The following is an 18,479-nucleotide window of genomic DNA, read 5'->3' on the forward strand; positions in this document are numbered from 1 at the left end:
GGAAGCTCCTAACCGATGTGCTTTTCGTAGGCGGCGGCGTCCATCAGCCCGTCGAGCTGCGAGGCGTCGGCGAGCTTCATCTTCCACAGCCAGCCGTCGCCGGTGGCCGCCGAATTGACCAGCGCCGGGTCGCCCGACAGCGCCTCGTTGACCGCGAGGATCTCGCCGTCGCAGGGGGCGTAGACGTCCGACGCGGCCTTGACCGATTCGACCACGACGGCGGCGTCGCCCCTGGCCAGCGTCCGCCCGACCTCCGGCAGTTCGACGAAGACCAGATCGCCGAGCTGTTCCTGGGCGTAGTCGGTGATGCCGACGATGGCCGTGTCGCCCTCGACGCGGATCCACTCGTGGTCTTCGGTAAAATAGGTGGCTGCCATGCTGGTCATCCTCTGCGATAGCGATGCGGCGTGAAGGGAAGCGGGTGGACGGCGAGCGCGATGCGGTTGCCGCGGATTTCGGTGTGGAACGCATCGTCGGCACGATCGGCGCGGACATAGCCCATGGCGACGGGATGGTTGGCCGAAGGGCCGAAGCCGCCCGAGGTGACGATGCCCGCCGCCGCGCCGTCGTCGTCGAGGATGACCGCTCCGGCGCGTACGGGCTGGCGGCCTTCCGGCTTCAGGCCGACCCTGCGCCGGGCCGGCGCTGCCGCCATCGCGGCCGCAAGCGCCTCGGCGCCGACGAAGCCGCCGCGCTCGCGCACGGCCTTCGGGATCGCCCACATCAGGCCGGCCTCGACCGGGTTCGCCTCCGAGGTGATGTCCTGCCCGTGCAGGCACAGCCCGGCTTCCAGCCGGAGCGAATCGCGCGCGGCCAGCCCGATCCAGGCGACCGTCGGATCCGCGAGAAGCGTCCCGGCCAGCGCACGGGCGTCTGCTTCCGGCAGGCCGATCTCGAAGCCGTCCTCGCCGGTGTAGCCCGATCGCGACAGGAACCAGTGTTCGCGCGGCTCGATGCCCTGCATGAAGACCAGGCCTTCGACCGGAAGACCTGCGCGGATCGCGGCTGCCTCGGCGCCCAGGCCCTGCAAGGCGAGAAACACGCGGTCGAGCGGCTCGATCGCGACGTCGAGCCCCTGGGCCCGCGCCCGCAGTTCGGCCTCGTCCGCCTCGGCGTTGCCGGCATTGGCCACCACCATGAAGGCATCCGGCCCCAGCCGCGTGACGATCAGGTCGTCGAGGATGCCGGCGCGGTCGTCGAGCAGCAGCGTGTATTTCGAGCGGTTCTGCGCGATCGCCGCCGGGGCGATGGGGCAGGCGCGGGCCAGCGCCGCCTCCGCCTGCGGTCCCGCGAGCCGGAACAGCTTCATGTGCGAGATGTCGAACAGCCCCGCCTGCTCGCGGCAGTGAAGGTGCTCCTTCATCACGCCGAGAGGATAGGTGATCGGCATCGACCAGCCGGCGAAGCCGCCGAAACGTGCACCGGCGGTCTCGTGCATGTCACGGAGCGGCAGATCGCGAAGGGGGAGGGATTTCAGCTCGTCCGGGCCGGTCATGACTTCTCCAAAGGCGCACGTCCTCGACCGCCGCGAAGCGGTCCATTTCGTGCCCCTCTGTCTGAAGCCTGAGAGACTCGCGCGGCCTGACGATGGCGGCTGCGCTTACACCTTCGGCGCGGGGTTGCCCCCGACTTTCCAGAGCGTCCTTCCGGCAAGCGGTTCTTTTGCCTGAGAGATTTCGGGCGATTTCCCCTTCGGCGACCCTTTCGGGCTCTCTCCCGCGAACCGGTGGGCGACTGAGCCCCGGACGAGTCGGACACTAGCGCAGGGTCATGGGTTTGTCACGCCGCGTGGAAGGCGGCATTTCCCGCAGTCCGTTCGAACGTAATCAAGATTTCGGATATGGAGGTCGAATGGTGGGCGCGACAGGGATTGAACCTGTGACCCTTCGCGTGTGAAGCGAATGCTCTCCCGCTGAGCTACGCGCCCGCCGGGGGCGTTGGTCGCCCCTGAACAGTGGCGGCGATATACGTTCGGGTCCGGGGCAAAGTCAAGGACCGTCGCGCGGTCGTTTTCACGACGTGTCGGCCGGTGCGTCTCACGGCCTTCGATGGTCTCGCGCGCGCCGCGCCGCGCCTATCCCCGCGCCGCCCGCATCAGCCGCTGCGCCAGTTCCACCGTCAGTTCGTCGAGATGGTCGATGACGACGCTCGGCCCGAGATCCTTCACCGGCACGTCGGAATAGCCGAAGGAGACGGCGACGACGGGGATGCCGGCGTTGCGGGCGGTGTCGACGTCGGTGCGCGAATCCCCCACCATCAGTGCATGCGCCGGGTCGCCGCCGGCGCGCAGGATCGTCTCGGTCAGATGGCGCGGGTCGGGCTTGCGGAAGGTGAAACAGTCGGCGCCGCAGATCGTCGCGAAGCGCCCGGCGAGCCCCAGCGCGCCGATCAGCTTGTCGGCGAAGGCCTGCGGCTTGTTGGTGCAGATCGCCAGCCGTGCGCCGATGCCGGCGAAGCGGTCGAGCGCCGATAGCGCGCCGTCATAAGGCCGCGATACGCCGGGGATGGTGTCGGCATAGTGGTCGAGGAACAGCTTCACCAGCCGGTCGGTGGTTTCCGGCTTCAGGAGCCGCCGCTCGGCCGAGAACACGCGTTCGATCATCGCCTTGCCGCCATGGCCGGCGAAGGGCCGGAGCCAGGCCGGGTCGACCGCGCGCATGCCCTCGTCGGCCAGCGCGTGGTTGATCGAGGCGATCAGGTCGTCGGCGGTATCGACCAGCGTTCCGTCGAGGTCGAAGACGATGGTCGGCGAGGGGCCCGGCATGCGCGTGTCCGTCCGTTGCGGCTGCTTGCGCCGCGATAGGCCTTCCGGCGCGACGCCGCAAGGCGCCTGCCGCCCCGGCGAGAAAGCCTTTGCCGTGCGGGCCAGAAATGATAGGAGCAGCCGCAAAATCGCGAGAAGCGCGCCAAGGGGAGCCGACGGGCCGTCGATGGATGCCAGACTGCTGAAGATCGAAGCCGCGCGCGCCGCGCTGTCGTATGTCGAGAGCGGCACGGTGATCGGCATCGGCACCGGATCGACCGCCGAGGAATTCGTGCGGCTGCTGGCGGCGGCGGTCGCCGGCGGCATGCAGGTCACCGGCGTGCCGACGTCGGAGCGCACCGCCACGCTCTGCCGCGAACTCGGCGTGCCGCTGACCACGCTCGAGGAGAACCCGCATCTTTCGGTGACGATCGACGGCGCCGACGAGGTCGGGCCGGAACTCGCCCTGATCAAGGGCGGCGGCGGCGCGCTGCTGCGCGAGAAGATCGTCGCGGCGGCCTCCGACCGGATGATCGTGATCGCCGACGCGACCAAGCTGGTCGAAACGCTCGGCCGCTTCCCGCTGCCGATCGAGGTCAACCGCTTCGGCCTCGCCGCCACGCGGCGCGCCATCGGCGCGGCTGCCGCCCGGCTCGGCCTTGATGGCGCGCTCGAGCTGCGCATGGTGGGCGAGGAGCCGTTCCTCACCGACGGTGGCCACTGCATCCTCGATGCATCTTTTGGCCTCATTCCCGATCCAAGAGCACTTTCGAATGCGCTCCATGCGATTCCAGGCGTGGTGGAGCACGGTCTTTTCCTCGATCTCGCGAGCGTCGCGATCATTGCCGGCCAGAACGGCATCAACACGCTCGCCGCCACCCGATAGAAGGGAGTTTCTCGCATGTTCCTCATCCCGACCGCGCGACGTCTCACGACGGCCATCGCAATGGTGGCCTTCATGGCCGGTGCCTCGTCCGCGCTGGCGCAGACCGTCCCGGACACGCACCTGAAGGCCGCGCGCGAGGCGATCGCAGCGCTGAAGGCCACGGAGCAGTATGACAACATCCTGCTCGGAGCAGGCGCGGCACTGAAGAACGAGCTGATCCAGAAGGATCCGCACCTGCAGGACGTCATCAACGAGATCGTGGACGAAAAGTCGCTGGAATTCGCCAGCCGCCGCGGCGATCTCGAGCGCGAGGCCGCGCTCGCCTATGCCCGCACCTTCTCCGAGGCCGACCTGACGGCGATCGCCGCCTTCTACAATTCGGAGGCGGGCAAGGCCCTGCTGGCCAACGGGTCCAACATCATTCGCGAGGTGGCGCAGGCCGCCGAGATCTGGCAGCGCGGCCTGGCCCGCGATCTCGCACAGGCCGTTGGCCAGGCGATCCAGGCCAGGGTGGCCGCGCAGCCGGCTCCGGCACCCGCGCAGTAAGAGACGCCGTCGTCAAACCATCGTGAAAGCCCGGCATCGTCCGGGCTTTCTTCCGTTTCGGGCCGGCCGCGGGCGGTCGCGGCATTTCGCGCCGGCGGTCGTTGTTCTATGGAGGAGCTGCGCCGCCTGGCGGGGCATCTTCGAAACGGCCGCGCACAGGGCGCGCAGGCACATTCAGGCAGCACGGGAGCCGACGACATGGCGCATCACGACTACGACCTCTTCGTCATCGGCGGCGGTTCGGGCGGCGTGCGGGCGGGCCGGCTGACGGCCTCGATGGGCAAGCGGGTCGGCATCGCCGAGGAGCACCGCTACGGCGGCACCTGCGTCATCCGCGGCTGCGTCCCCAAGAAGCTCCTCGTCTACGCCTCGCAGTTCCCAGAGCATTTCGAGGACGCGGCCGGCTATGGCTGGACGGTGCCGCAGGCGTCCTTCGACTGGCGCACGATGATCGCCAACAAGGACCTGGAGATCGCCCGGCTGGAGGGCATCTACCGGCGCGGGCTGTCGAATGCCGGTGCGGAGCTGTTCGACTGCCGCGCCGAACTCGTCGACCGTCACATGATCCGCCTCGTCGGGCAGGACCGCACCGTGACGGCCGACACGATCCTCGTTGCCACCGGCGGCCGGCCGAACCCCCATGCCGCGCTTCCCGGCCACGAGCTCTGCATCTCCTCCAACGAGGCCTTCTACCTCAACGACCTGCCGCGCTCGATCGTCATCGCGGGCGGCGGCTACATCGCAGTCGAGTTCGCCAACATCTTCCACGGGCTCGGCGTCGAGACGACGCTGGTCTATCGCGGCCGCGAAATCCTCGGCCGCTTCGACATGGACCTCAGGCGCCAGCTGCACGAGACGATGGAGAAGAAGGGCATCCGCATCCTCTGCCACACGATCTTCGAGAAGATCGAGAAGCGCGGCGACGGCCGGCTCGACGCGCATCTGTCCGACGGCAGCGTCCTTGCCACGGACCACGTCATGCTGGCGCTCGGCCGCGATCCCAACACCGACGGTCTCGGTCTCGAGGCGGCGGGCGTCGAGCTCGGCCCCAAGGGCGAGATCAGGGTCGATGCCTATTCGCGCACCAATGTCGACAACATCTACGCGGTGGGCGACGTCACCGACCGCGTGGCGCTGACGCCGGTGGCGATCCACGAGGCGATGTGTTTCGTGGAGACGGTGTTCCGGGACAATCCGACCGCGCCCGACCACGACTGCGTGGCGACCGCCGTCTTCTCCCAGCCCGAGATCGGCACGGTCGGCCTGTCGGAGGACGATGCCGGCAAGCGCTATTCCGATGTCGAGATCTACCGCGCGCTGTTCCGGCCGATGCGGCATACGCTGTCGGGGCGCGACGAGAAGATGCTGATGAAGCTGGTGGTCGACGGCCAGTCGAAACGCGTCGTCGGCGCGCACATCCTCGGGCCGGACGCCGGCGAGATGGCGCAGCTGCTCGGCATCGCGGTGAAGGCCGGCCTCACCAAGGCCGATTTCGACCGCACCATGGCCGTCCATCCGAGCGCCGCCGAGGAACTCGTCACCATGTACCAGCCGACCTACCGGCTGAAGGACGGCGAGCGCGTCGCCTGACGGGACGGGCAGGGCCGCGATGACGACCATGGCTCCCGGCGATCTCGCCTCGCTCCATGCGCGGGGCACGGTGGTCGCCTATTTCGGCTATGGCTCGCTGGTCAACCGCGCCACGCACCGCACCGCCATCCTGCATGCGGTGCCTGCGCGGCTGAAGGGCTGGCGTCGGATCTGGCGGCCGCGGCCCGACATGCCGGGATTTCCCGCCGCCCTGCTCAGCGTCCGGCCGGAACCGCAAGCCGTCTGTGACGGGCTGATCGTCTTCGACCGGGCGGAGAACCTCGCCGCCGTCGATGCGCGTGAGGCGCGGTACCTTCGCGTGGCGCTCGACGTCGGCAGCCTGCAGACGGCGGCGCCGTTGCCGGACGCACTGCCGCTCTTCGTCTATGTCGCGCAGACCGACATCCCGCCGCATCCCGAGCCGCCGATGATCCTGCGGTCCTATCTCGACGCCGTGCTGCAGGGTTTCCTGGCCGAGCACGGCGAGGCGGGCGTGCACCGTTTCCTGGCCGAGACGGAGGGCTTCGAGACGCCGGTCCACGACGACCGGCATCGACCGATCTACCCGCGGGCCGTCGACCTCGCCGCGCATGAGGCCGCGCTCTTCGACACGCTGCTCGCCCGGGCGTTGCAGGCTGAGGCCCCGCGCGGTGCGGGCCGGCGCCCGATACGGGGGTAGAATCGCCCCCCTTGTTCCTGTATAGGACCGCATCCCGGCCATCCCGGGGGTGAAATCGCAAGATTTCAGCGAGCCATCATTGGGTGCTGTCATGTCGAAGAAGTGGTCACCGAACTCCTGGCGCAACCTGCCGATCAGCCAGGTCCCGTCCTATCCGGACCCGGCCGCGGTCGTGGCCGTGGAAAAGCAGCTCTCGACCTTCCCGCCGCTGGTTTTTGCAGGTGAGGCGCGCAAGCTGAAGAAGCAGCTGGCTGCCGTTGCCGAGGGCAAGGCGTTCCTGCTTCAGGGCGGCGACTGCGCCGAAAGCTTCGCCGAGCACGGCGCCGACAACATCCGCGACTTCTTCCGCGTCTTCCTGCAGATGTCGGTGGTGCTGACCTTCGCCGGCTCCCAGCCGGTGGTGAAGGTCGGGCGCATCGCCGGCCAGTTCGCCAAGCCGCGCTCGTCCGACTTCGAGACCAAGGACGGCACGACACTGCCGAGCTACCGCGGCGACATCATCAACGGCATCGAGTTCGAGGAGAAGGCGCGGCTGCCCGATCCCGCGCGCCAGGAGATGGCCTACCGCCAGTCGGCGGCGACCCTCAACCTGCTGCGGGCCTTCGCGCAGGGTGGCTACGCCTCGCTGGAGAACGTGCACAAGTGGATGCTGGGCTTCGTCTCCGACAGCCCGCAGGCCGAGCGCTACGAGGCGCTCGCCAACCGCATCACCGAGACGATGGACTTCATGCGCGCCGTCGGCATCACCTCGGAGACGCATTACGCGCTGCGCGAGACGGATTTCTACACCAGCCACGAGGCGCTGCTGCTCGGCTACGAGGAAGCGCTGACGCGCGTCGATTCGACCTCCGGCGACTGGTACGCGACGTCCGGCCACATGATCTGGATCGGCGACCGCACCCGCCAGCCCGACCATGCGCATATCGAGTACTGCCGCGGCATCAAGAATCCGCTCGGTCTGAAATGCGGTCCGTCGCTGACGGCCGACGGCCTGCTCAACCTGATCGACCTGCTCAATCCCGAGAACGAGCCCGGCCGGCTGACGCTGATCGCCCGCTTCGGGGCCGAGAAAGTCGGCGACCACCTGCCGGCGCTGGTGCGGGCCGTGCAGAAGGAGGGGCGCAAGGTCGTCTGGTCCTGCGATCCGATGCACGGCAACACGATCACGGCCGCCGGCTACAAGACGCGGCCGTTCGACCGGATCCTCAAGGAGGTGCGCAGCTTCTTCGAGATCCATCGCGCCGAGGGCACGCATCCGGGCGGCATCCACATCGAGATGACCGGCAAGAACGTGACCGAATGCACCGGCGGCGCCCGCGCCATCCGCGACGACGAGCTGCAGGACCGCTACCACACGCATTGCGACCCGCGCCTCAATGCCGACCAGGCCATCGAACTGGCCTTCCTGGTCAGCGAGCTTCTGAAGAACAGCAACGCCGGCGGCGCGCAGAAGCAGGTCGTCAACGGCTGATCCGCCGTTCCCCCGAACGCATCGACGAACGCCAAAGGGCCCGGCCTTCCCAGTGAAGGTCCGGGCCTTTCCTTTTCTACGGGTCCGCCAGCGCGACGGGTGAAGCTGCGCGGCACCGGCAAAATCGCAGCCGGCGGGGCCGATGACTCTAATCCCGTTCTTTCGGTTAACCCTCCGTTTGCCCTGGATTCGTCCGATTTCCGCAAACGTCATTTTCCGAAATCCGCCATTAAGCACCGGGGTGCCATTGTCCCGCGATCGAAGAACAGACACTGGATCGGGGAGCATCACGACCTTGTGGACGGAGCCTCGCCTCAAAGCGGAGTTTGCCTGGCTATGGGCCGGGTATCTGCTTGCGGCGTCCGTGTCCCTGTGGCTCTCGGGCGGCGCCGATGCTCCGATTGCCATATGGCTGGCCAGTCCCCTCGTGGTGGTGCAGTTCGCGCGAATGGACGCGCGGGGCGCAACGCCCTTCGTCATCGTCCTGACCGCTGCACTTCTCCCGCTTCTCGTCTCGGGCATGCCGCCACTGGCGGCGGTGTCTCTCTCCCTGATTCTGGCCGCCCAGGTGTCGGTCACCGTCTGGGTCGCGCGCGTGTGGCTCGAGGCCGGCGTCCCGGAGGTGCGCTCGCCCGAAAAGCAGCTTCAGTACTTCGCGATCGTCGCACTCGCGATGCCGCTCCTGTTCGGGCTGGTCGCAGGACCGCTGGTCGCGCCGCTGGCCGGCTGGAATACCATCGTCACGATTCATGACTTCATCGCAGGCCATTTGCTCGGCGCGGCCATCATGATGCCGCTGGCGATTTGCGGTGGCTCCCTGCTGACGAACCTCGTCGCCAACCGGTCCGACCGGACGGCGTTCGCGCAGGCAGCGATCGGCCTGGCCGTCGCGACGGGCGTCGCCACGCTGACGCTCAATCATCCGCTGGCCCTCATCGGGCTCAGCCTGCTGGTCGTCGCCTTCGTGCGACCGCTGGAGGAAACGGCGTTCATCAGCTCGATCTGCGGGATGATCGCCGTCGTGATCGCCTCTCTCGGACTGGTTCCGGGCTTCGAGACGATGGGCGCACCCTTTCCCCCGCGTCTTCAGGCTTCGCTGTCCCTCGCGCTGGTGGTGCCCGCCTTCTTCGCCATCGTCCGGGCGCGCGGCCTCGTCGACCGTCGCGCCAAGGAAGAAAGCGACGCCGTGTTCCGCCGCTCGATGGAGGATTCGGCGATCGGCATGGCGATCCTCGACGTCTGCGGCCGCATCCAGAAGACCAACGGCGCGCTGGCCTCCATGCTCGGCTACTCGATCGACGAACTCGAAGGAATGGTCCTGGCCGATCTCGTCCACGAGGATGAACGCGCCAGCGCCCTCGATCAGGGCCGGCAGGCGATCCGGGATCGACGGACGTCGGCGCGCGTCGAGAAGCGCTACCTCCGCAAGGATGGGACCCAGGTGTGGGGGCAGGGCTCGATCTCCGCCGTGTTCAATGCCGAGACCGATCGGGCGACCCATCTCATCTGCCATATCGAGAACGTCGACGAGCGGCGCCGCACGATGGAGGCGATCGCCGAAGCAGAGAACCGCTGGAACTTTGCGCTGTCGAGCGCGCGGCAGGGCGTCTGGGATCTCGATCTGCGCAAGAACAGGGTCTACCATTCGGCCATCTGGAAGGAGATGCTCGGCTATGGCGAGTCCGAGCTGGCCGATGCCCCCGGCCTCTGGCTGCAGCTGATCCATCCCGACGATCTCGACATCGCGATCGGGATGGATCGTGCCAACCGGCAAGGTTCGAATGCCTTCTTCGAGGCGGAGTTCCGGATGCGTCACAAGGACGGGCACTGGATCTGGGTGCTCGACCGGGGCCGCATTCTCGAGCGCGGCCCGGGCGGGTCGATCATCCGCGCGATCGGCACGCACACCGACATCACCCGCCAGAAGGAGGCGCAGGAGCGCCTGGCGGAAACCGCGCGGGCGCTGCGGGCCGAGAAGGACCGCCTGCGCGTCATGTTGCGGTCGATCGGCGACGCCGTCATCTGCACCGACGCCGAGGGGCGCGTCGCCTTCATGAATCCGGTTGCCGAGAGCCTGACCGGGCATCGGCTGGAGACGGCCATCGGCGTTCCTCTCGCCGACATCCATTCGCCGCTCGACGAGGACACCCGCGAGCCGATCGCCGCCGTCGTCCGCGACGCGGGCGCGGAGGGCGATGCCGTGCAGCACCGGGCGATGCTGGTGCGTCCCGACGCGACGCGCAGCTTCATCCGGCAGGTCGCCTCGCCGATCCTCTCGTCCGACGGAGAGTACGAAGGCACCGTCATCGTCTTCCAGGACATGTCGGACGCGCGCGCCGTGCAGCGCCAGCTCGCGCATGCGGCCAGCCATGATTCCCTGACCGGGGTGGCGAACCGCAGCCGCTTCATGGATGCGCTCGAAGACCTGACCGAGGGCCGCGACAGCGTCTTCGGCGAAGAAAACCACATGCTCTTCATCGACCTCGACCGCTTCAAACTGGTCAACGACACGGCGGGCCACGTCGCCGGCGACGCGCTGCTGAAGCGGATCGCGTCGACCATGCAGGACTGCATCCGCTCGAGCGACATCCTCGCGCGCCTCGGAGGCGACGAGTTCGCCGTCATCCTGCGCGGCTGCCGGTCCATGGAAGCGGAAGCCATCGCCAGGCTGCTGGTCCAGGCGATCGGGCGCCTCGCCTTCGAGTGGGACGGCAGGGAACACCGCGTCGGCGCCTCGATCGGCATCGCCGCCATCGCCGCAGGCCGAGACCCGGCCGACATCGTCGCCGATGCCGACAAGGGCTGCTATGCCGCCAAGGCGCAGGGGCGCGGCACGGTGTGCATTCATCCCCGCGCGAACGAGCCGCTGCAGCTCAGCGCCTGATGCCGCTGCAAACCGCTGCGTCTTGAACGGCAGCCTCAATGTCGTTCTCTATTGCTGAACGCTCAGTCTCGGCTCCGCACCCTGCACAAGCGATTCAGGCCGCCTTACATTGCGGTCAAGGAGATCGCCGATGACAACGCTTCCCTCGCTCTTCATCTCGCATGGCGGACCCAACATCGTCCTCGACGACATGCCCGCGCGGCATTTCCTCGAGGGGCTTTCCGGGCTGGTCGAGCGCCCGAAGGCCATCGTCATCATGTCCGCGCATTTCGAGACCCACGGCGTCACCGTGGTGACGGACCCGAAGCCGGCCATGATCTACGATTTCGGCGGCTTCGACCCGCAGCTCTACCGCATGGTCTATCCCGCGCCCGGCGAGCCGGAACTGGCCGAGCGGGTTGTCGGGCTGCTCGACGCGGCCGGCCTTTCGCCGGCGCGGCTCGGCCGGCGCGGCTACGACCACGGCACCTGGACGCCGCTGAAGCTCGCCTTCCCGCGCGGCGACATCCCGGTCGTGCAGGTCTCGATCGACCCGAACCGCGACGCGCGCTGGCACCATGCGGTGGGTCGTGCGCTGGCGCCGCTGCGCGAGGAGGGCAACCTGCTGATCGGCTCGGGCCACATCACGCACAATCTGCGCGCGGTGATCACCGTCATGCGGTCCGGGGCGACGATGCCGCCGGAACTCGGTGCCCGGTTCGACGCCTTCGTCGCCTGGTTTGCGCAGAAGATGGCGGCAGGTGACGTCGAGGCGCTGCTCGACTGGCGCCGTCAGGCACCTTTCGTGGCCGACAACCATCCGACGGACGATCATCTGATGCCGATCTTCTTTGCGCTCGGCGCGGCGGGCGAGGGGGCGAGGGCGGAGCGCGTGCATGCCTCGCGGGAACTCGGCTTCTTCGCCTACGATTCCTATCTCTTCCACTGAGGCCGGTTTCGCGGGCGTAACCGAGGCAGCCGCGGGTGCCTTCTTTCGCGGCGGGCGGAAGGTCCTATATAGGGCGCGCACAAAGGACCTCCCGCATGACCGACAGACCCGACATCGACCTTAAGCTGCGCGCCGGCCTGCCGGACGACCTGCGCTTTCTCGTGGAGAAGTATCCGCGCAGCGACTGGAGTTCGCACGACAACATCCAGGGCATGGCCGCCTTCTGGCTGCAGCGGCACGACATGTTCCGCGAGGTCGGCGCCATGCTGACGGACGGCATCACCGACTATCGCGAGGGCCGCAAGTCGGCGCCGGACTTCGCGCAATGGTTCGCGCCGCGGCTGAACTTCTTCCTCGGCAATCTCGACGGGCACCACAATGTCGAAGACCAGCACTATTTTCCGGTCTTTGCGAAGGCCGAGGCGCGGCTGAAGCGCGGTTTCGACATTCTCGACGGCGACCATCACCAGATCCACGACGCGCTCGGGCTGAATGCCGAGACGGCGAATGTCTTCCTGCGGGCGCTGCGCGAGAGCGAGGACCGGCAGCGCTTCGCCGCCGACGCCTATGCCGAGGCGAACCAGTCGCTGGTCGCCATGCTCGCCCGGCATCTCGACGACGAGGAAGACCTGATCATCCCGCTGATTCTCGATCGCGGCGACGCCGCGCTCGAGCCCTAGGCGCCCCGTCGCGCGCGTCGCCGCACGAACAGCCTCGCCACCGCCAGCGCCACGACCGCGATCGCCAGCCCGGCGAGCAGGCGCTCGTGGCGTTCGAGCGCTGCGCCGAAGGCCGCCTCCGCGCCGAGGCCGAGGACGTAGCCGGCGGTCGTGAACAGGGCTGCCCAGATCGCGGCCGAGACCGCGTTGAGGACGAGGAAGCGGGCCGCCGGGATGGCGGATGCGCCGGCCGCGACGCCGCCGACGAGGCGAAGGCCGTAGACGTAGCGGTTGGCCAGCACGAAGAGGTTCGGGTGGCGGTCGATCCAGCCGAGCGCGCGGGTGAAGCCGGGCGTGCCGCGCAGCCGCGAAAGCCTCGGATGGCCAAGCAGGCGGCGGCCGGCGAAGAAGAACAGCGTGTCGCCGAGGAACGCGCCACAGAAGGCTGCACCATAAGCCTGCCAGGCGGGAAAGACCGCCTGGTGGGCGAAGAAGCCGCCGAGCAGCGCCGCCGTCTCGCCCTCCGCCACGCAGCCGAGGAACACCGCCAGCAGCCCGTACTGCTCGATCAGCCCGTGGACGAAATCGCTCATGACGTCGCGCCGGAGCGTCCCTCGGCGCGCCAGTCGCGCAGCTCGGCCGTGAGGATGGCGATTTCCTCGCGCAGCAGCGCGATCTCCTTGCGGCGGAGCTCGTCGACCTTCTCGTGCAGCGCCATGACCTCGATCTCGGCCTTCAGGTTCACCTCATAGTCGTGTGCGGCGTCGATGCGGTCGCGCTGCGCCTGCCGGTTCTGCGCCATCATGATGATCGGCGCCTGCAGCGCGGCCACCATCGACAGGATCAGGTTGAGAAAGATGAACGGGTAGGGGTCGAAGGACTCCCGGCCGAGCAGCACCGCGTTGGCCGAGGTCCAGGCGGCGAGGAAGACCACGAAGCCGATGATGAAGGACCATGAGCCGCCGACCCGGGCGATCGAATCGGCGATGCGGTCGCCGCGGCTCTGGCGGTCGGAGACGTCGGTGTTGACGTCGCGGGCGACGGTGCGGCCCTCGATCGCGCTCGCCAGCACCCGGTTCTCCGCCGACGACAGCGCCTCCTGGCGGCGCCCTAGCATCCGGTGCGCCAGATCGGCTATCGTCCTGTTCATGCGGGTCTCCTGCGGTCGCCGGCGGTGCTGTGCCGGCCGCCATAGAGCAGAGACGACCGCGGCGTTGCAAGCCGCAAGGCGGCGGTTCGGGGAGGATGGGATGACGCGTTTCGAGACCATCCGGGCGCGGGCGGCCGGCCGCAAGGGCGGCGAGGCCGTGCTGGCGACGCTGCTGCCGGCAGCGCCAGACAACGCCGCGCTCGCCGCGGTGCCCGACCACCGCATCCTCTCGGCGATGGCCGCGCGCGTCTTTTCGGCCGGCTTCGTCTGGCGCGTCATCGAGCAGAAATGGCCGGGCTTCGAGGAGGCTTTCCTCGGCTTCGAGCCGAAGCGGCTGCTGTTCCAGCCCGACGAATTCTGGGAAGGGCTGGCCAGCGACACCCGCATCGTGCGCAACCCGCAGAAGATCCGCTCGGTGCGCGACAACGCGGCCTTCGTCGACCGCGTCTCGGCCGAGCATGGCGGCTTCGGCCGCTTCCTCGCCACCTGGCCGAAGGACGACCAGGCCGGCCTCGTCGCCTTGCTTGCGAAGCAGGGCAGTCGACTGGGCGGCGCGACCGGCCAATACTTTCTCCGCTGGATCGGCTTCGATAGCTACGTGGTCTCGCCCGACATGGCCGCCGCGCTCCGCGACGCCGGGCTGGAGATCGCGGCGGCCCCGACCTCGAAGAAGGACCTCGCCGCCATCCAGGGGCAGCTCAACGCCTGGCGCGCCGAGACAGGTCTCCCCTACGTCCATCTCTCGCGCATCCTCGCCATGTCGATCGGCGAGAACCGGGCGGCGGAGGATCTCAGGGCCTATGCGGGGGAGTAGATACTCCGGCGGCTCGGTCCATCGGCTCGATATGCGCCAGCTCGTCCTTCAGCCGCTCCGCGGCTGTCTCCAGTTCCCAGGCCTGCTGGAAATTCATCCAGAACTGCGGCGTCGTGTCGAAGACGCGCGCCAGCCGCAGCGCCGTATCAGGCGTGAGACCGATTTCCTCCTTGACGATCCTTTCGATGCGCGTGCGCGGCAGCCGGAGATGCCGGGCGAGCTGGCCAGCGCTCATGCCGAGCGGCGTGAGATACTCTTCGCGCAGATATTCGCCGGGATGGATCGGACGGGAAAAGCGCAGCATGGCGTGGCCTCCTGGTCTGGGCATGACCAGTTCTCATCATGACCGTATCATGGTCTGATACGCTCGCTGGGCAATGCAGCGATTGCACTTCGCTTCCTCCTCTCCACCCGCCATTGCCGCCGCCCATGCCCCGCGCTAAACCGGCCGCATGACAACGCCCGACACGCTCCGCATCGCCGTCGCCCAGCTCAACCCCGTGATGGGCGATATTTCCGGCAATCTCGCCCGCGCTCGCGCGGCCCGCGCGGAAGCCGCGCGCCACGGCGCGGAGCTGGTGCTGTTCACCGAGCTCTTCATCTCCGGCTATCCGCCGGAGGACCTCGTGCTGCGCGCCTCCTTCGTGGAGGCCTGCGAGGCGGCGGTGGCCGATCTCGTCGCCGACACCGCCGATGGCGGGCCGGGGCTCGTCATCGGTACGCCGCTGCGCCGCGCCACCGGGCTGCACAATTCGGTCGTCGTGGCCGATGCCGGCCGGGCGCTGGCCGAGCGCTACAAGCTCGACCTGCCGAATTACGGCGAGTTCGACGAGAAGCGCGTCTTCCAGCCGGCGCCCGAGATCCAGGGCCCGGTCAATTTCCGCGGCGTGCGGCTCGGCATCCCCGTCTGCGAGGACATCTGGGGCGAACTCGGTATCTGCGAGACGCTGGCGGAGGCCGGTGCCGAGATCCTGCTCGTGCCCAACGGCTCGCCCTATTATCGCGGCAAGGTCGACGTGCGCCACCAGGTGGTCATCCGCCAGGTGATCGAGAGCGGGCTGCCGATCCTCTACGCCAACCAGCTCGGCGGCCAGGACGAGCTCGTCTTCGACGGCGCCTCCTTCGCCATCCAGGCCGACAAGTCGCTCGCCTTCCAGATGAGCCAGTTCGAGGAGGCCGTCTCCGTCTCCACCTGGAAGCGGGAGGCGGCCGGCTGGCGCTGCGCCCAGGGGCCGATGTCGCGCATTCCCGAGACCGAGGAGGCCGACTACCGCGCCTGCATGCTCGGCCTGCGCGACTACGTCAACAAGAACGGCTTCAGGGACGTCGTGCTCGGCCTGTCGGGCGGCATCGATTCGGCGCTCTGCGCGGCTCTCGCCGTCGATGCGCTGGGCGAGGAGCGGCTGCACGCCGTCATGATGCCCTATCGCTACACCTCGAAGGATTCGCTTGCCGACGCCGAGGCCTGCGCGCGGGCGCTCGGCTGCCGCTACGATGTCATCCCGATCGCCGAACCCGTCGAGGGCTTCATGTCTGCGCTCGGCCCGCTGTTCCAGGGCACCACGGCCGGCATCACCGAGGAGAACCTGCAGAGCCGCGCGCGCGGCACGCTTTTGATGGCGCTGTCCAACAAGTTCGGCTCGATGGTCGTCACCACCGGCAACAAGTCGGAAATGTCGGTCGGCTACGCCACGCTCTATGGCGACATGAATGGCGGCTTCAACCCGATCAAGGACCTCTACAAGATGCAGGTCTACAAGCTGTCGGCCTGGCGCAACACGACCGTCCCCCCCGGCGCGCTCGGCCCGTCGGGCGAGGTCATCCCGCAAAACATCATCGACAAGGCGCCCTCGGCGGAGCTGCGCGAGAACCAGACCGACCAGGATTCGCTGCCGCCCTATCCCGTCCTCGACGACATCCTGGAATGCCTCGTCGAAAACGAGATGTCGGTCGACGATATCGTCGCCCGCGGCCACGACGCCGCCACGGTCACCCGGATGGAACACCTTCTCTACGTCGCCGAATACAAGCGCCGCCAGGCGGCGCCCGGCGTCAAAATCACGCGGAAGAATTTCGGGCGGGACCGGCGGTATCCGATCACGAACAGGTATCGGGAGGGGGCGTAGGGGCGCAGGGGCAACCCCCTCCGCCTCGTCATCCTCGGGCGAAGCAGGCCGAAGGCCGTCGCGCAGACCCGAGGATCCATGCCTCGACGGTGGCGGAGGGCAGGGCGGTGCAGGCTGATCGCCGACGTCATGCACGGTGTTGCAAAGCCAGCCCTATGCCCGTCGCCACCGTCGAGGCATGGATCCCGGGTCTGCGCCTCCGCTTCGCTCCGGCTTCGCCCGGGATGACGAAGGTTAGGCGACGATCGCTTTGGCAACTCGCTCCGACTGTGTAAAAGTTCGGAGTGACTTGCATCGGCGGAGGGTAGCGGTGGCTCAAGAACTTGATCGTCCAATTGCAAGGAAGGAAGACGACCGACTAGGACGAGGCCTTTTCGTCCAGCAATTAACAGATGCGCTTATAGACAAAACAACCGGGAAATCTTCTGGCTTGGTCGTATCGCTTTTGGGCGCATGGGGAAGTGGCAAGTCAAGCATTCTAAACCTGCTTGAGTTGGAAATCACGTCACGGTACGCCCATGCAAAAGTGTTGCGCTTCGATCCATGGTTGATTGCCAATCGTGACAGCTTGATCAGGCAGTTCCTCTCTGACTTGGGGACCATTCTTACAAGAGATGCCGGTGCTGCTCACCGTGCGGCGAAAAAGGCGGGAAAACTCCTTTCAGAATATGACGACGTAATCAACGTCGGCATAGACGCAGTTGGGTTACTTTCGATTCCGTTTCTAACGGGCGGGCTAAAAGCTACAAAAAGTGCGCTCAAGAAAAAGGAGAAGACGCTTCATCAATTAAAGGCTGAGATAAATTCTGCAATTATGGAAATAAAACATCCGATTATTATTCTTATAGATGAAGTAGACAGGCTAGAGGACGGCGAAGTATTGGAGATTATGCGGCTTGTAAAGGCGGTTGCTGACTTCCCGAACGTTTCATACATGCTGGCCTACGATGTTGACCGAGTTGTGGAAGCCCTAGGTGCGAACGCACGCAGCGCGGAAGACCCTAATCACCGGGGTCGCGCATATCTCGAAAAAGTGGTTCAACACCAAGTGTTCCTACCGGCTTTGTTCGAAGCCGAACTTATCGAGTTGTTTCGGACGGAGCTGAAGGTAATCGTCGGTGATGTGGAATTCCCTGATTCGCGATATTCAGACAATCGCTATTCAGAGGTCGAGAATGCGATATTTCCGAGTCTCATCCGAACTCCACGTGACCTGAAAAGATGCATCGGCATTTTCCGCGCACTCTTTCTGATGGTCGGAGGCGAAGTCAGTTGGATGGACTTGCTTGGTTACGCGGCTTTGCTGACGAAAGCGCCCAGCCTCACGGAACGGATCAAGAGTGATCCAATATTCTTCTCGTCAGATTTTGGTCGTGGCGGTGCGTCATATCTGCGGTACGGCGTCAATGCTCCCAAGCCCGCAGAACAGCTATCGGACGTTTTGGGGCACGACTACACGCGAAAGCGCCCAGAAGCGAAGCTGGTACAGGTTCTCTTCCCGCGATTTGGAGAGACGGAGCGTAAAGATGAAGACCATACAAGGATCGAGCACTTCCGTGCTCTCAGCTTCCTAATTCGGCAGGGAACACCGCCCGGGGCGCTGCCTCTGCGCGGAGTGCGTGATGCATTCCAGTTATGTCACCAAGAACTGGTTGCATACTTTGACGAGTCCGTGCGGGCAGGCCACTTCGATGACTTGAACTACATATTGTCGTATCACTACGGCAACTTCGCTGATCGCGACCATGTAAAATTCTGGATGGCAATGGCCGATTGGTGCCGCAAGCCGGATCACACAATCCCCGTGTCACACGATCCCCGCATCGGCTACCTGGAGTTAGTCGAAAGTTCGTTTCGAATGGCTCTCTATAGTTGCCCGAACCTAGCCCGTCTTATTCATGACGGCGTGTTCGCAAGGCTGGCGGATGTAGCATAAGCGGTTGATTTGGCGTAGGATTCGTTGCTTAGGCCAATCCTGCCGACAACATCGCGCGAGCCACACC

At 66.7% G+C, this 18,479-nt stretch carries 17 protein-coding genes, 1 tRNA gene and 1 riboswitch; of the genes, 11 read left to right on the plus strand and 7 right to left on the minus strand.

From position 1 onward, the window contains the following. Positions 1-8: 8 nt before the first annotated feature. The 4 genes from gcvH to N1F91_RS12035 all read right to left on the minus strand — a co-directional run bounded on the left by gcvH (position 9) and on the right by N1F91_RS12035 (position 2,764). Complete coding sequence (gcvH, locus tag N1F91_RS12020) at positions 9-377, minus strand: glycine cleavage system protein GcvH (protein ID WP_289992405.1); 369 nt, start codon at positions 375-377, stop codon at positions 9-11. Positions 378-382: 5 nt separating this feature from the next. Beyond that, complete coding sequence (gcvT, locus tag N1F91_RS12025; RefSeq protein ID WP_289992406.1) at positions 383-1,495, minus strand: glycine cleavage system aminomethyltransferase GcvT; 1,113 nt, start codon at positions 1,493-1,495, stop codon at positions 383-385. A gap of 149 nt (positions 1,496-1,644) precedes the next feature. After that, positions 1,645-1,729: riboswitch (glycine riboswitch) on the minus strand. Positions 1,730-1,852: 123 nt separating this feature from the next. Next, positions 1,853-1,927, minus strand: a tRNA-Val gene (locus N1F91_RS12030). Positions 1,928-2,074: 147 nt separating this feature from the next. Further along, positions 2,075-2,764, minus strand: a complete 690-nt coding sequence (locus tag N1F91_RS12035) for a phosphoglycolate phosphatase (RefSeq protein ID WP_289992407.1) — start codon at positions 2,762-2,764, stop codon at positions 2,075-2,077. Between the two features lie 166 nt (positions 2,765-2,930). Between N1F91_RS12035 and rpiA the strand changes: the two genes are divergently transcribed. The 8 genes from rpiA to N1F91_RS12075 all read left to right on the plus strand — a co-directional run bounded on the left by rpiA (position 2,931) and on the right by N1F91_RS12075 (position 12,407). Then, positions 2,931-3,629 (plus strand): ribose-5-phosphate isomerase RpiA, encoded by a 699-nt coding sequence (rpiA, locus tag N1F91_RS12040; RefSeq protein ID WP_289992408.1) that lies wholly within the window; start codon positions 2,931-2,933, stop codon positions 3,627-3,629. A gap of 15 nt (positions 3,630-3,644) precedes the next feature. Next, on the plus strand, positions 3,645-4,175 hold the full coding sequence (locus N1F91_RS12045; RefSeq protein ID WP_289992409.1) for a DUF2059 domain-containing protein: 531 nt from the start codon (positions 3,645-3,647) through the stop codon (positions 4,173-4,175). Positions 4,176-4,373: 198 nt separating this feature from the next. Next, positions 4,374-5,765 (plus strand): glutathione-disulfide reductase, encoded by a 1,392-nt coding sequence (gene gor / locus N1F91_RS12050; protein ID WP_289992410.1) that lies wholly within the window; start codon positions 4,374-4,376, stop codon positions 5,763-5,765. A 19-nt stretch (positions 5,766-5,784) separates the two neighbouring features. Beyond that, positions 5,785-6,444 carry a gamma-glutamylcyclotransferase family protein gene (locus N1F91_RS12055; protein ID WP_289992412.1) on the plus strand — a complete coding sequence of 220 codons (660 nt, stop codon included), beginning with the start codon at positions 5,785-5,787 and terminating at the stop codon, positions 6,442-6,444. A gap of 91 nt (positions 6,445-6,535) precedes the next feature. After that, positions 6,536-7,915: a class II 3-deoxy-7-phosphoheptulonate synthase gene (locus N1F91_RS12060; protein WP_289992413.1), complete on the plus strand. Its 1,380-nt coding sequence runs from the start codon at positions 6,536-6,538 to the stop codon at positions 7,913-7,915. Positions 7,916-8,279: 364 nt separating this feature from the next. Continuing rightward, the gene (locus N1F91_RS12065; protein ID WP_289992414.1) at positions 8,280-10,799 is read left to right on the plus strand and encodes a PAS domain S-box protein; all 2,520 of its coding nucleotides are present in this window, start codon (positions 8,280-8,282) and stop codon (positions 10,797-10,799) included. Between the two features lie 130 nt (positions 10,800-10,929). Beyond that, positions 10,930-11,727, plus strand: coding sequence for a class III extradiol ring-cleavage dioxygenase (locus tag N1F91_RS12070; RefSeq protein ID WP_289992416.1), 798 nt, complete (start codon positions 10,930-10,932; stop codon positions 11,725-11,727). A gap of 95 nt (positions 11,728-11,822) precedes the next feature. Beyond that, complete coding sequence (locus N1F91_RS12075) at positions 11,823-12,407, plus strand: hemerythrin domain-containing protein (protein WP_289992418.1); 585 nt, start codon at positions 11,823-11,825, stop codon at positions 12,405-12,407. Here the strand turns inward: N1F91_RS12075 and N1F91_RS12080 are convergent. After that, positions 12,404-12,979, minus strand: a complete 576-nt coding sequence (locus N1F91_RS12080) for a DedA family protein (protein WP_289992420.1) — start codon at positions 12,977-12,979, stop codon at positions 12,404-12,406. The genes N1F91_RS12075 and N1F91_RS12080 overlap by 4 nt on opposite strands. Further along, positions 12,976-13,536, minus strand: a complete 561-nt coding sequence (locus N1F91_RS12085; protein WP_289992421.1) for a DUF1003 domain-containing protein — start codon at positions 13,534-13,536, stop codon at positions 12,976-12,978. The genes N1F91_RS12080 and N1F91_RS12085 overlap by 4 nt, the downstream gene beginning before the upstream one ends. Positions 13,537-13,636: 100 nt before the next feature. Here N1F91_RS12085 and N1F91_RS12090 point away from each other — a divergent pair, with 100 nt between their 5' ends. Continuing rightward, positions 13,637-14,350, plus strand: a complete 714-nt coding sequence (locus N1F91_RS12090) for a DNA-3-methyladenine glycosylase I (protein ID WP_289992422.1) — start codon at positions 13,637-13,639, stop codon at positions 14,348-14,350. Here N1F91_RS12090 and N1F91_RS12095 read toward each other — a convergent pair. Then, the gene (locus N1F91_RS12095) at positions 14,328-14,654 is read right to left on the minus strand and encodes a HigA family addiction module antitoxin (protein ID WP_289992431.1); all 327 of its coding nucleotides are present in this window, start codon (positions 14,652-14,654) and stop codon (positions 14,328-14,330) included. The genes N1F91_RS12090 and N1F91_RS12095 overlap by 23 nt on opposite strands. A gap of 148 nt (positions 14,655-14,802) precedes the next feature. On the opposite strand from N1F91_RS12095, the gene N1F91_RS12100 reads away from it, so the two are divergent. Further along, complete coding sequence (locus N1F91_RS12100; RefSeq protein ID WP_289992425.1) at positions 14,803-16,476, plus strand: NAD+ synthase; 1,674 nt, start codon at positions 14,803-14,805, stop codon at positions 16,474-16,476. Between the two features lie 310 nt (positions 16,477-16,786). Further along, complete coding sequence (locus N1F91_RS12105; protein WP_289992426.1) at positions 16,787-18,412, plus strand: P-loop NTPase fold protein; 1,626 nt, start codon at positions 16,787-16,789, stop codon at positions 18,410-18,412. The last annotated feature ends 67 nt before the right edge of the window (positions 18,413-18,479 follow it).

The sequence above is a fragment of the Aquibium sp. ELW1220 genome (assembly GCF_030398385.1).
Lineage (GTDB): Bacteria > Pseudomonadota > Alphaproteobacteria > Rhizobiales > Rhizobiaceae > Aquibium.